This window comes from Streptomyces sp. NPDC002156 (assembly GCF_053593675.1).
Genome location: NZ_JBSFDA010000098.1, coordinates 24,757 through 38,202 on the forward strand (window position 1 = coordinate 24,757; position 13,446 = coordinate 38,202).

9 protein-coding genes and 1 pseudogene are annotated in these 13,446 nt (G+C 69.8%); 6 read left to right on the forward strand and 4 right to left on the reverse strand.

All coding sequences use genetic code 11. The features are described 5' to 3' along the window. The first annotated feature begins 18 nt into the window (after positions 1-18). Complete coding sequence (locus ACWCRB_RS31910; RefSeq protein WP_450999359.1) at positions 19-3,135, forward strand: efflux RND transporter permease subunit; 3,117 nt, start codon at positions 19-21, stop codon at positions 3,133-3,135. A 120-nt stretch (positions 3,136-3,255) separates the two neighbouring features. Next, positions 3,256-5,523 (forward strand): serine/threonine-protein kinase, encoded by a 2,268-nt coding sequence (locus ACWCRB_RS31915; protein ID WP_450999360.1) that lies wholly within the window; start codon positions 3,256-3,258, stop codon positions 5,521-5,523. A 34-nt stretch (positions 5,524-5,557) separates the two neighbouring features. Here ACWCRB_RS31915 and nadA read toward each other — a convergent pair whose 3' ends face one another. Continuing rightward, entirely contained in the window at positions 5,558-6,742 is a 1,185-nt protein-coding gene (gene nadA / locus ACWCRB_RS31920; protein ID WP_450999361.1) for a quinolinate synthase NadA, read from the reverse strand. A gap of 293 nt (positions 6,743-7,035) precedes the next feature. Between nadA and ACWCRB_RS31925 the strand changes: the two genes are divergently transcribed. Then, positions 7,036-7,392 carry an iron-sulfur cluster assembly accessory protein gene (locus ACWCRB_RS31925; protein WP_369036767.1) on the forward strand — a complete coding sequence of 119 codons (357 nt, stop codon included), beginning with the start codon at positions 7,036-7,038 and terminating at the stop codon, positions 7,390-7,392. Positions 7,393-7,459: 67 nt separating this feature from the next. Here ACWCRB_RS31925 and ACWCRB_RS31930 read toward each other — a convergent pair whose 3' ends face one another. Together ACWCRB_RS31930 and ACWCRB_RS31935 are read right to left on the reverse strand one after the other, a co-directional pair. Beyond that, a complete protein-coding gene (locus ACWCRB_RS31930; protein WP_450999362.1) occupies positions 7,460-9,034 on the reverse strand; it encodes a hypothetical protein in 1,575 nt (524 codons plus the stop codon). Positions 9,035-9,214: 180 nt separating this feature from the next. Beyond that, a complete protein-coding gene (locus tag ACWCRB_RS31935; protein ID WP_450999363.1) occupies positions 9,215-9,430 on the reverse strand; it encodes a hypothetical protein in 216 nt (71 codons plus the stop codon). Between the two features lie 136 nt (positions 9,431-9,566). Here ACWCRB_RS31935 and ACWCRB_RS31940 point away from each other — a divergent pair, with 136 nt between their 5' ends. Next, positions 9,567-10,541 (forward strand): carbohydrate kinase family protein, encoded by a 975-nt coding sequence (locus tag ACWCRB_RS31940; protein WP_450999364.1) that lies wholly within the window; start codon positions 9,567-9,569, stop codon positions 10,539-10,541. Between the two features lie 62 nt (positions 10,542-10,603). Here ACWCRB_RS31940 and ACWCRB_RS31945 read toward each other — a convergent pair whose 3' ends face one another. Further along, positions 10,604-11,980 (reverse strand): aminotransferase class V-fold PLP-dependent enzyme, encoded by a 1,377-nt coding sequence (locus ACWCRB_RS31945; RefSeq protein WP_450999365.1) that lies wholly within the window; start codon positions 11,978-11,980, stop codon positions 10,604-10,606. 318 nt (positions 11,981-12,298) lie between these two features. Here ACWCRB_RS31945 and ctaC point away from each other — a divergent pair, with 318 nt between their 5' ends. Both ctaC and ACWCRB_RS31955 read left to right on the forward strand, forming a co-directional pair. Further along, the gene (ctaC, locus tag ACWCRB_RS31950) at positions 12,299-13,258 is read left to right on the forward strand and encodes an aa3-type cytochrome oxidase subunit II (RefSeq protein WP_450999366.1); all 960 of its coding nucleotides are present in this window, start codon (positions 12,299-12,301) and stop codon (positions 13,256-13,258) included. Continuing rightward, positions 13,255-13,446: pseudogene (locus ACWCRB_RS31955) on the forward strand (cytochrome ubiquinol oxidase subunit I); the annotation flags it as partial. The gene ctaC and the pseudogene ACWCRB_RS31955, both read left to right, overlap by 4 nt.

A 13,446-nucleotide genomic window follows, 5' to 3' on the forward strand; every position in this document is an offset into this window, starting at 1 on the left:
GAAGAGAGACGCTCACCCATGTCCTGGCTGTCCAGGTTCAGCCTCGCGCAACGGGCCCTGATAGGGCTGATGTCGATCGTCGCGATCGTCTTCGGAGCGATAGCGATACCGCAGCTCAAGCAACAGCTGCTGCCCACCATCGAACTCCCGGTGGTGTCCGTCCTGGCGCCTTACCAGGGTGCGTCCCCCGACGTGGTGGAGAAGCAGGTCGTCGAGCCCATCGAGGACAACCTCGAAGGCGTCGACGGCATCACCGGCGTCACCTCCACGGCCAGCGAGGGCAACGCCCTGATCACGGCGTCCTTCGACTTCGGCAACGACACCAAGCAGCTCGTCGCCGACGTCCAGCAGGCCGTCAACCGGGCCCGCGTGCAGCTCCCGGACGACGTGGACCCGCAGGTCGTCGCCGGTTCGACGGACGACATCCCCACCGTCGTCCTCGCCGTCACCTCCGACCAGGACCAGCAGGCCCTCGCCGACCGGCTCGACCGCACGGTGGTCCCCGACCTGCGGGCCATCGACGGCGTCGGCCAGGTCACGGTCGACGGTGTACGGGACCTCCAGATCACCGTCACTCCGGACGACAGGAAGCTGACGGCGGCCGGTCTCACCTCCGCGGCCCTCGCCCAGGCGCTCCAGGCGGGCGGCGCGACCGTCCCGGCGGGCTCCTTCGACGAGGACGGCAACAACCGCACGGTCCAGGTCGGCGGCGGCTTCACCTCGGTGCAGCAGATCGAGGACCTGATGGTCACGGGCGTGCCCGGTTCGCAGGCCAAGCCGGTGCGCCTGGCCGACGTGGCGGCCGTCAAGCAGGAGTCGGCGAAGGCCGACTCGATCACGCGTACGGACGGCAAGCCGAGCCTCGCGGTCAGCGTCACGATGGACAACGACGGCAGCGCGGTCGCGATCTCGGACGCGGTCGAGGACAAACTCGCCGACATGCGGAAGGACCTGGGCGCCGGTTCGACCATCACGGTGGTCAGTGACCAGGGCCCGGCGGTGGCGAAGTCCATCAAGGGCCTGACGACGGAGGGCGGCCTCGGCCTGCTCTTCGCGGTGATCGTGATCCTGGTCTTCCTGGCGTCGGTCCGCTCGACCCTCGTCACGGCGGTCTCGATCCCGCTGTCGGTGGTCCTGGCGCTGATCGTCCTGTGGACCAGGGACCTGTCCCTGAACATGCTGACGCTGGGCGCGCTGACGATCGCGATCGGCCGGGTCGTCGACGACTCGATCGTCGTCCTGGAGAACATCAAGCGCCATCTCGGCTACGGCGAGGAGCGCCAGGAGGCCATCCTCAAGGCGGTCAGGGAGGTCGCGGGCGCGGTGACGTCCTCGACGCTCACGACGGTCGCGGTGTTCCTGCCGATCGGCCTCGTCGGCGGCATGGTCGGCCAGCTGTTCGGCGCGTTCAGCCTGACGGTGACGGCGGCCCTGCTGGCGTCGCTCCTGGTCTCCCTGACGGTCGTACCCGTCCTCTCGTACTGGTTCCTGCGCGCCCCGAAGGACACCCCGGACGACGCGGACGAGGCCCGCAGGCTGGCCGAGGAGAAGGAGGCGAAGAGCAGGCTCCAGCGCGTGTACGTGCCTGTCCTGCGGTTCGCGACCCGGCGCCGGCTGATGAGCGTGGCGATCGCGGCGGTCGTCCTGATCGGCACCTTCGGCATGGCCCCGCTTCTGAAGACCAACTTCTTCGACCAGGGCGAGCAGGAGGTCCTCACCGTCAAGCAGCAGTTGAAGCCCGGTGCGAGCCTGGCGGCGACGGACGTCCAGGCGCAGAAGGTCGAGCAGCTGCTCGCGGACGTGAAGGGCGTCAAGGACTACCAGGTGACGATCGGCTCGTCCGGCTTCCTGGCGGCCTTCGGCGGTGGCACGGACACCAACCAGGCCTCGTACCAGATCATGCTGGAGGACTCCGCGTCGGCGGACGACGTCCAGGACCGGATCGAGGAGGGCCTGGGCAAGCTCTCCGGCATCGGTACGACCACCATCGCGGCCGGTGACGGCTTCGGCAGCCAGGACCTGAGCGTGGTCGTGAAGGCGGCCGACGCGGACGTCCTGCGCAAGGCGGCGGACGAGGTACGCGACACGGTGGCGGGCCTGGACGACGTCACCGACGTCACCAGCAACCTGGCGCAGAGCGTGCCGCGCATCTCGGTGCGGGCCAACTCCAAGGCTGCGGCGGCCGGTTACAACCAGCAGACGCTGGGCGCGGCGGTGGCCGAGGCGGTCAAGGGCACGACGGCGGCCAAGGCGACCCTGGACGACACCGAGCGCGACGTCGTCATCAGGTCGGCGAAGCCGGCGGAGACGCTGGACGAGCTGAAGGCGCTCCAGCTGGGCGCGGTGAAGCTGGGCGACATCGCGGACGTGCAGCTGGTGGACGGCCCGGTGTCGATGACCCGGATCGACGGCCAGCGGGCCGCGACGATCACGGCCCGCCCGACCGGCGACAACACGGGCGCGGTCAGCGCGGACCTGACGACGAAGCTGGACGCGCTGAAGCTCCCGGAGGGCGCGACGGCGGAGATCGGCGGGGTGTCGTCGGACCAGGACGACGCGTTCAAGAACCTGGCGCTGGCGATGCTGGCGGCGATCGCGATCGTCTTCATGCTCCTGGTGGCGACGTTCCGTTCGCTGATCCAGCCGCTGATCCTCCTGGTGTCGATCCCGTTCGCGGCGACGGGCGCGATCGGCCTCCTGGTCGCCACGGGCACCCCGATGGGCGTCCCGGCGATGATCGGCATGCTGATGCTGATCGGCATCGTGGTGACGAACGCGATCGTGCTGATCGACCTGATCAACCAGTACCGCGGCCAGGGATACGGAGTCGTCGAAGCGGTGGTGGAAGGCGGCCGGCACCGTCTCCGCCCGATCCTGATGACGGCGTTGGCGACCATCTTCGCCCTGCTCCCGATGGCCTTGGGCGTGACCGGCGAGGGCGGCTTCATCGCCCAGCCGCTCGCGGTGGTCGTCATCGGCGGCCTGATCACGTCAACTGCCCTGACCCTGCTGCTCGTTCCGACGCTCTACGCGATGGTGGAGCTGCGGAAGGAACGGCGGGCGAAGAAGAAGGCGGCGAAGAAGGCCGACAGGACGGACACCCCGGTGCAGGAGGCGGAGCCCGCGGGCGTCTGACCGTCCGACCCCATGGCGGCCGGGTACCGAACCCCCAAAGGTTCGGTACCCGGCCGTCGGCGTGATCGGGTTCCGTATTGTGTGGCTCGAACTGCCGTACACGGGAAGGGGAATTCGGGCGTGCTGCTGCACAAGGAGGACCCGAAATCGGTCGGCGGGTACAAATTGGTCGACCGGCTCGGCTCCGGCGGCATGGGCATCGTCTACCGGGGCAGATCACGCTCCGGGCGTGAGGTCGCCGTCAAGGTCGTGCACGCCCAGTACGCCGAGGACAAGGTCTTCCGCGCCCGCTTCCGGCAGGAGATCGAGTCCGTCCGCAAGGTGAGCGGCGCCTTCACCGCACCCGTCGTGGACGCCGATCCCGAGGCGGTACGCCCCTGGATGGCCACCCAGTACGTGCCGGGACGCTCCCTCGCCGACCGGATCCGCGAGGGCGGCGCCCTCCGCCCGGCCGAACTGCGCCAACTGGCCCTCGGGTTGGTCGAGGCGCTGCGGGACATCCACCGGGCCGGGGTCGTGCACCGGGACCTGAAACCGGCGAACGTCCTGCTGGCGGACGACGGCCCCCGCGTCATCGACTTCGGCATCTCCCGCGCGGCGGAGAACCACCAGACCCTGACCGAGACCGGCCAGATGATCGGCACCCCGCCCTTCATGTCACCGGAGCAGTTCACCGACGCCCGCAAGGTCGGGCCAGCCTCGGACGTCTTCTCCCTCGGGGCGCTCCTGGTCTTCTCGGCCACCGGACGCGGCCCGTTCGACGCCGACAGCCCCTACATGACCGCCTTCCGGGTCGTCCACGAGGCGCCCGCACTGGACGGCGTACCGCAGCCGTTGCGCGCGGTCCTGGAGCGCTGTCTGACCAAGGAGGCCGCCGACCGGCCCGGACTCGACGTGCTGGCCCTGGAGTTCGCGGCGGTCCTGCCCGAACCCGACCCCGGTGACCCGGGCACCGTGACGCTCCGCCGGGACGTGCTGCGGACCATCGAGGAGACCCACGCCGGTGGTGCCGACCCGGCGGCGCCCACCCGGGCCACGGCGAGGCGTGCACGGGGGCGCAGGGGCCGCCGGGTCCGCCCGGTGCTGGCGACGGTCTGCACCCTGGGCGTGCTGGTCCTGGGGACGGGCTGGTACATCCGGTTCGGACCGGGCTTCGCGGACGACTCCTCGGTGAGCACCGCCCCGGTCGCGGGCTCCCGCTGGTCGGCGGTCCCCAGAGGCTGGCAGCCCTGGCAGACGACGGTGCTGCAGACGGCACAGCGGGGCGAGGTCAACCCGCTGGGCACGGAGAACGGCAACCGGGGCGACTCCACCTGCGAGAGGTACGAGGACGCCGTCTACTGCGCGGGCAGCAGCATCCTGCCCGTACGGCTGGACGGCCTCACCGGCGCCACCGTCTGGCGCTCCTCCCTCGCGACCGCCGCCGAAGGAGGCGGCGAGGGGCGGAACGACTTCGCGCTCCTCGGGGTGCGGGACGGCGCGATGCTCGTCCGGTACGCCGCCTACGCGAACGAGAACACCGTCGACGCGACGACCCGCGTGATCGCCCTCGACACGGAGAGCGGCGAGGAGCTGTGGTCCCGCGAGGTGAACGACACCAACGTCGAGGTGGCCCTGACCGGCGACCTCGTCATGACCACCGACGTCGGCGGCCGACTGGTGACGGCCCGCTCCCCACGCACCGGCTCCGACCGCTGGACCACACAACTGCCTGACGGCACCTACTGCACGTTCACCACCGTCGGCACCGGCCTGTACGCGCACTGCCTCCCGATGACGGACGACCCCCGGACCGCCGACATCATCCGGCTGGACCTGTCCGACGGCTCGGTGGTCCGGCCGTTCAAGGTCCCGTACCAGACGGCCCTGCTCGGTGCCGCCGGCGGCAAACTGGTCGTCCTGGCGGCGGGAACCGACGGACAGGCGTCCGCCGAGGACGGGACGTCCGGCACGTTCCTGCTGGTGGACCCGGACACCGGGGCGAGCACCACGACGACACCGGCGAAGCCCTACACGGGCTCGGTGACGCTGGCCGCCGACACCCTCTGGATCACCGGGGCCGACGGCCAGGTGAGCGCAGTGTCCCCGCTGACCGGCAAGCAGCTGTGGACGACCCGGACCGGCGTCGAGCACTCCGGCCCGCCCACCTACGACGCCCGTACCCGCACCGTGTACGCGGCCAGCCCCAGCGGCCGGGTCGCGGCGCTCGACGCGGGCAACGGCACGCTGCTCTGGGAGACGGCCGCGCGCGTCGAGCAGGTGTCGAACGGCGACGCGATCAAGCCCGCGGTGCTGCCGTACGGCGGAGCGCTGATCGCGGCCACCCCGGACGGCACGGTCTTCAGCCTCGACCCCGCGCACCCCGAGCGGAAACCCGTCTCGGGGTGACAGCGGGGCACGGGGCCGTAGGGCAGGAAAGGCTCTACGGCAGCGCCAGCATCCGCTCCAGCGCCAGCTTCGCGAACGCCTCCGTCTCCCGGTCGACCGAGATCTGGTTCACCAGCTTGCCGTCGGCCAGGGACTCCAGGGTCCAGACCAGGTGGGGGAGGTCGATGCGGTTCATCGTCGAGCAGAAGCAGACCGTCTTGTCGAGGAAGACGATCTCCTTGCCCTCGGGCGCGAAACGGTTCGCCAGCCGGCGTACCAGGTTCAGCTCGGTCCCGATGGCCCACTTGGAACCGGCCGGGGCCGCCTCCAGGGCCTTGATGATGTACTCGGTCGAGCCGACGTAGTCCGCCGCCTCCACCACCTCGTGCTTGCACTCAGGGTGGACCAGGACGTTCACCCCGGGGATGCGGGCCCGGACGTCGTTCACCGAGTCCAGCGAGAACCGCCCGTGCACCGAGCAGTGGCCGCGCCACAGGATCATCTTCGCGTCGCGCAGCTGCTCCGCCGTCAGACCGCCGTTGGGCTTGTGCGGGTTGTACAGGACGCAGTCGTCGAGCGACATGCCCATGTCCCGTACCGCCGTGTTGCGGCCCAGGTGCTGGTCCGGCAGGAACAGGACCTTCTCACCCTGCTCGAACGCCCACTCGAGCGCGCGCTCGGCATTGGACGACGTGCAGATCGTGCCGCCGTGCTTCCCGGTGAACGCCTTGATGTCCGCCGAGGAGTTCATGTACGACACGGGCACGACCTGCTCGGCCACCCCGGCCTCCGTCAGCACGTCCCAGCACTCGGCGACCTGCTCGGCGGTGGCCATGTCGGCCATGGAGCACCCGGCGGCGAGATCCGGCAGCACGACCTTCTGCTCGTCGCCGGTCAGGATGTCCGCCGACTCCGCCATGAAGTGCACACCGCAGAACACGATGTACTCCGCCTCCGGCCGCGCCGCCGCGTCCCGGGCCAGCTTGAAGGAGTCGCCCGTGACGTCCGCGAACTGGATGACCTCGTCGCGCTGGTAGTGGTGGCCGAGCACGAAGACCTTGTTGCCGAGCTTCTCCTTGGCCGCACGCGCGCGTGCCACCAGGTCCGGGTCGGAGGGGGAGGGCAGGTCGCCGGGACACTCGACGCCGCGCTCGCTCCGCGGGTCGGCCTCACGGCCGAGGAGCAGCAGGGCGAGGGGCGACGGCTGTACGTCGAGTTCCTGGGTCTGGGCGGTGGTCACGACACGCACCCTTTCTGTTCTGCGGGACTGCCTTTTCGTCGAATTGACGCTATCTATGGTAAGCCCTTCATGTCACTTTGACGAGGTCCATAGCGTCGATGTGACATGAATCCCGCAGCCGGCCCGGAGCCTGTCCACAGGTCGCTGTTCGCGCTTCTGCGCGTGTGCGAGCATGGGTAGAGAGAACGAAAAAGTCAGAACGGTAAGACAGACTCTCGGCCCGGAATGAATCCGCGGCCCCGCCGGTTGCACTCGTCGGCAAGCAGTCTCCGTACAACCCGGGAGAGATGTAGATGTCCGTATCGGACGAGACCAGCACCGTCACCGACGGCATCATCCTGTCCGACGCCGCCGCGGCGAAGGTCAAGGCCCTGCTCGACCAGGAAGGCCGCGAGGACCTCGCCCTGCGTGTCGCGGTCCAGCCCGGCGGTTGCTCGGGTCTGCGCTACCAGCTGTTCTTCGACGAGCGTTCCCTCGACGGTGACGTTCTCAAGGACTTCGGCGGTGTCAAGGTCGTCACCGACCGTATGAGCGCTCCGTACCTCGGCGGCGCCTCCATCGACTTCGTCGACACGATCGAGAAGCAGGGCTTCACGATCGACAACCCGAACGCGACGGGCTCCTGCGCCTGCGGCGACTCCTTCAGCTAGACCACAGCTCGTACAGGAAGGCGGCGCCCCCCTCCGACGGGGGCGCCGCCTTCATCTGTGCCGAGGGTCACCTCTTGGCGAAGTCGCCCTCGGGGATCGCCTGCCCGTCCGCCCCCACGACCTTCCGGTCACCCAGGGGCTCGTCCAGTTGCACGGTCTCGTACGTGGCCTTGGCGAGCATGATGCAGACCTTGCCCTTCTCGGTCGTCGAGGTCACGGTCACCGTCACCTCGCCGTTCTCCTCCACCGAGGCCGAGTACTCGCTGCACACCCCGCCCCAGAAGCCCACGGTCAGCGCCTTGCCGTCGTCGGCGACCGTGTAGCCCTCGATCTTCATGTCACGCGTCGTCGTCCCGGACGTCGGCTCCTGGCCGGGCGCGGTCGGCGTGGGCGTCGGAGACGGCTCCGCACTCGACTCCGCCCCGGCCAGATACTTCGGGTCGACCGCCGGATACGTCACCGTGAAGCCCTCGCCGGCACCCTCCGCCCGTACCTCGAACAGCCACGACGGCACCAGCGCCGGCTGCCCGGACACGGAGTGCGAGGCCAGCCCGAACACCGCCTTGTCGACGGTGAGCGACTCCTTCGCCCGCGTCGTCGTACCGCACGGCGCCTCCAGGCGGTCCTTCAGCGGTACGGGGGTGGCGCAGCCCCCGATGCCCATGCGGGGCTCGGGAGTCGTCACCGCACCGGGCTCGTTGAGCAGGGCCAGCGTCGCCTTGGCGCCCAGCACCGGATACGTGTCGCCCTTCACCGGCGTCGCCAACTGGCCGCTGCCGCCCACCACTTCGCCCTGCGCGCTGACCTGGATACCGGTCGTCCAGCCGTACGTCGGCAGCCCGCCGACCACCGGGTTGGCGTTCACGACGCGCTGGGTGTCCATGAGCTGACCGGCGTCGAGCTTCGCGTCGTCCTGGCCGACCGCCTTGAGGATGGGTGCGGCGGCCTTCTTCGCCACCGCCTCGCTCACCGGCTTCACGGTCGTCTCGTCGCCGGAGTTCTGCGTGCACACGGTCGTGCTCTCGCAGTTGTCGGTGCCGCCGGCGAGATACCGGCTGAAGGACCAGGTCCCCGGCGCCTGCTTGTTCACCCGCAGAACCGGGCCCGTCCCGTCCTTCGCGGCACCGACCAGCCAGCTCTCGGCCTCCGTGACCGGCTTCCCCTCGACGCCGAGCGCCTCGGCCAGCCGGGTCACCTCGGCGGCGGTGATCTCGTCCTTCGCCGTCGAGTACACGGGCGCAGAGGCGGGCCCGGCGGGCAGCGTGCCGTCGGCGCGATAGGTCACGCCGTTCGGGTCGGGCTCGCCGGGCGCGATACCGCTCGTACCGCCCGTGCCGTCGCCCCCGGTGTAGCCGTCGAGGGCCAGCGCCGGGGGAGTGGTGCCGTCGCCGCCCGGCGCCGCGGTGTTGTCCGTACGGCCGCCGTCGCCCGAGCCGCCGGTCGCGCTGGTGGCGAGGTACGCCCCGCCGCCCCCGACGAGCAGGACCGCGGCGGCGACCGAGGCGACGAGCACCGGGGACCGGCGCGGGGACGGGCGCTCCTCGGCGCCGCTCTCCTCCGGCACGGCCTCGGTGGTGCCGCCGGCGTCGGCCTCGGGGGCCTTGTCGTCGGCGTCGTCGTGATCGGGTCGCTCGGTGTTCACCGCATCGCTCCTTCGGCTCCCAGCTGTCCCGGCTGTCCCGACCGGCCCGGTCCTGTCACCGACAGGCACGGTGGGGTCGTACACCGCGTCCTCTTTACGGGGGACAGCGATGGGACGCAACGGGGGAGCGCGCGGTTCCCTTCGAGCGCTGGTCGGCGGGGTACCGCCGGTCGCCGCCCGTCAGTCGCCGTACTCCGGCATCGCGTCCACCAGCCGGGCCGAGGCCGACGGGACCGTCACTCCATGGATACGGGACGGAGAGACGGGCAGGACGACGACCCGGTCCGGAGCCGCCCAGTGCGGTGCCATCCGGGCGCAGTCGCCGCGCAGGGAGGCCAGGCCGCCTTCGAGGTCGTGGCGCACCTGCTGGACCGGGTTGACCTTGAAGTTCGTCATACCGGAACCGTATGCACCGGATACCCGTCCGAGAAAGATCTACTATCGGGTAGTTTTGCCTGCTACAGCGCGCACGGGCCGACCGGGTAGCGTGAACTGTCAATCCCGCCTCCCCTTGCAGGAGAGTGTCCTCGTCGTGCGTATCGCAGTCACCGGCTCCATCGCCACCGACCACCTCATGACTTTCCCCGGCCGTTTCGCCGACCAGCTCGTAGCGGACCAGCTGCACACGGTCTCGCTCTCCTTCCTGGTCGACAACCTCGACGTACGCCGGGGTGGCGTGGGTGCGAACATCGCCTTCGGCATGGGCCAGCTCGGCACCAGGCCGATCCTGGTCGGGGCCGCCGGCGCCGACTTCGACGAGTACCGCGCCTGGCTGGACCGCCATGGCGTGGACACCGGCTCGGTGCGTATCTCCGAGACGCTGCACACCGCGCGTTTCGTGTGCACCACCGACGCCGACCACAACCAGATCGGCTCCTTCTACACCGGCGCGATGAGCGAGGCCCGGCTCATCGAGCTGAAGACGGTCGCCGACCGCGTGGGCGGCCTCGACCTCGTCTCGATCGGCGCGGACGACCCGGAGGCGATGCTCCGCCACACCGAGGAGTGCCGCACCCGGTCCATCCCGTTCGCCGCGGACTTCTCCCAGCAGATCGCCCGTATGGGCGGCGACGACATCAAGGTCCTGCTGGAGGGCGCCGCGTACCTCTTCTCGAACGAGTATGAGAAGGGCCTCATCGAGTCCAAGACCGGCTGGTCCGACAGCGAGATCCTCGGCAAGGTCGGCACCCGGGTCACCACGCTCGGCGCACGGGGCGTACGCATCGAGCGCGCCGGTGAGGACCCGATCGAGGTCGGCTGCCCGGACGAGGAGGCGAAGGTCGAGCCGACGGGTGTCGGCGACGCGTTCCGGGCGGGGTTCCTGTCGGGGCTGGCGTGGGGGGTTTCGCTGGAGCGGGCGGCGCAGGTGGGTTGCATGCTGGCGACGCTTGTCATCGAGACGGTTGGTACTCAGGAGTACCAGTTGCGGCGGGCCAACTTCATGGAGCGGTTCCGTAAGGCGTATGGGGATGACGCCGCGGTGGAGGTTCAGGGGCATCTGGGCTGAGTTTTCGTCTGCGGGTGCGTGGGGGCTGGTCGCGCAGTTCCCCGCGCCCCTTTGGGGCGCGTCTACCTCAACCGGCGGACTAGATATGCCGTTCCTTTTTCTGCCGGTTCCTCGCCTACGTACTCCTGGGCCCTCATTTCGCACCACGCGGGGATGTCCAGGCGGGCTGCCTCGTCGTCCGAGAGGACGCGGATCGTGGCGCCCACCGGGACGTCGCCGATGACCTTCGCCAGCTCGATCACCGGGATCGGGCAGCGCTTGCCGAGGGCGTCCACGACGAGGGTGTCCTCCTCCCGGACCGTCACCGGAATCGGCACGCCCAGCTTCTCCCGTACGGTCGCCACCGCGCCCGGCAGGACGTTCAGGAACCGCTCGACGTCCTCGGCCGGGGTCCCGGCGGGCAGTGACACCCTCACATTGCCCTCGCTCAGTACGCCCATCGCGCGCAGTACGTGGCTCGGCGTCAGCGTGCTGCTCGTGCAGGAGGATCCGGACGAGACGGAGAAGCCCTCCCGGTCCAGCTCGTGCAGCAGCGTCTCTCCGTCGACATAGAGACAGGAGAAGGTGACGACCCCGGGCAGCCTTCGTACCGGATCGCCGACGACCTCCACGTCGGGGACCAACTCCGGCACCCGCGCCCGGATCCGCTCCGTCAGCTCCCGCAGCCGTACCGCCTCCTGGGCCGCCTCGGCCCGTACGGCACGCAGCGAAGCCGCCGCCGCGACGATCGCCGGCAGGTTCTCGAACCCGGCCGCCCGCCCCGACTCCCGCTCGTACACGGGCCCTTGCACCGCGAACCGCACCCCTTTACGCACGGCGAGCAGCCCGACCCCGGAGGGCCCACCCCACTTATGGGCACTGGCGGTGAGCAACGACCAGGGCCCGGCCACCGCCCCCCACCCGAGCGACTGCGCCGCGTCCACCAGCAACGGCACCCCGGCCGCCCGGCACACCTCGGCCACCTCCGCGACCGGCTGCTCGGTCCCCACCTCGTGGTTGGCCGACTGGAGACAGGCCAGCGCGGTGTCCGGCCGTACGGCAGCCTCGTACCCCTCGACAGCCACGGCACCGCCACGATCCACCGCGACCGTCGTCACCGCCCCGCCCGCCGCCTCCCACTCCTCCGCCGAATGGAGCACCGACGAGTGTTCGACCGCTGACACGATCAGGTGGCGTCCGATGCGGCGACGCCCCGCGAGTGCCCCGGCGACCCCGGCGTGCACGGCCCGCGTCCCGGACGACATGAACGTCAACTCATCGGGACGGCATCCAACGGCCTCCGCCGCGGCCTCCCGAGCCGCGTCGAGCAACAACCGAGCCCGTCGCCCCTCCCTGTACAAACGTGCGGGATCGGCCCACCCCTCATCGAGCGAGGCCAACAGAGCCTGCCGAGCAACAGGGTGGAGCGGGGCTGAGGAAGCGGCATCGAAGTAGGACACACCCCAACGCTAAGTCCTCAACAGGGGGCACGTGGTCCCACCTATAGGGGCGCGAGGAACTGCGCGACAAGCCACGACGGCGCAGCACTCGCCAACGAACGGAACCCCCCACCCCATTGGGCGCCCAACCCCTCATCAGACCCCTTCGGGGTGACCCCCGGCGCGTTGGGGACCCTCCCCGCGCGACCCCAAATTGCGTCCAGTAGGGTTTGGTCCGCATAAACATCCAAACCCCTGCCCGACGCAGGGCGGCGACCGACCCCCCAGAAGGCAGGCCGCAGCCAACCCGCGCGGGCGAGACTCTCGGGAAGGCGCTACGTGAGTCCCAACGGCTCCGACCGCTCGCCGCGGCGCCCGATGCGGCGGAAGCTGCTGCAGGCAATGACTGCGGGCCTGGTCCTGGTGACCGCGACCGGTTGCACATACAAGGACTTCCCCCGCCTTGGTATGCCCACCCCCACCACCGAAGAGGCTCCGCGGATCCTCTCCCTGTGGCAGGGATCCTGGGCAGCCGCGCTCGCCACCGGCGTGCTGGTCTGGGGCCTGATCCTGTGGAGCGCCATGTTCCACCGGCGCAGCCGCACCAAGGTCGAGGTACCCCCGCAGACCCGGTACAACATGCCCATCGAGGCGTTGTACACCGTGGTTCCGCTGATCATTGTCTCGGTGCTCTTCTACTTCACGGCACGTGACGAGTCGAAGCTCCTCGACACCTCCAAGAAGCCCGACCTGACGGTCAACGTCGTCGGCTTCCAGTGGAGCTGGGGCTTCAACTACATCGAGAACGTCGAGGGTTCCACCGGCGACGCGAACACCGACGAGAACCTGGCCGCCATTCCGGACCGGTTCAAGAAGGACTTCCCGGCCAACGCCGGCGGTGTCTACGACGTCGGTACGCCCGCGACGAAGAACCCGCAGACCGGGAACCCCGGTCCGACCCTCTGGCTCCCCAAGGGCAAGACGGTCCGCTTCGTCCTCACCTCGCGTGACGTCATCCACTCCTTCTGGGTGGTTCCGTTCCTGATGAAGCAGGACGTCATCCCGGGCCACACCAACGCCTTCCAGGTGACCCCCAACAAGGAGGGCACCTTCCTGGGCAAGTGCGCAGAGCTTTGCGGTGTCGACCACTCCCGGATGCTGTTCAACGTGAAGGTCGTCTCCCCCGAGCGCTACGAGCAGCACCTCAAGGACCTCGCGAAGAAGGGGCAGACCGGTTACATTCCCGCCGGCATCGCGCAGACGAGCCACGAGAAGAACCGGGAGACGACAAACCTGTGAGCATCCTCAACGAACCCCAGGGTGCCGCCGCAGCTGAGGACTCGTACGAGAACGAGCTGCCGGTACGGCGCAAGCAGCCCGGCAACGTGGTCATCAAGTGGCTCACCACCACTGACCACAAGACGATCGGCACGCTGTATCTGGTGACGTCGTTCGCGTTCTTCTGCATCGGTGGCGTGATGGCGCTG

Coding starts and splice junctions, on each gene's coding strand:
- ACWCRB_RS31910 (WP_450999359.1), top strand. CDS start 19: ATGTCCTGGCTGTCCAGGTTCAGCCTCGCGCAACGGGCCCTGATAGGG.
- ACWCRB_RS31925 (WP_369036767.1), top strand. CDS start 7,036: ATGTCCGTATCGGACGAGACCAGCACCGTCACCGACGGCATCATCCTG.
- ACWCRB_RS31935 (WP_450999363.1), bottom strand. CDS start 9,430: ATGACGAACTTCAAGGTCAACCCGGTCCAGCAGGTGCGCCACGACCTC.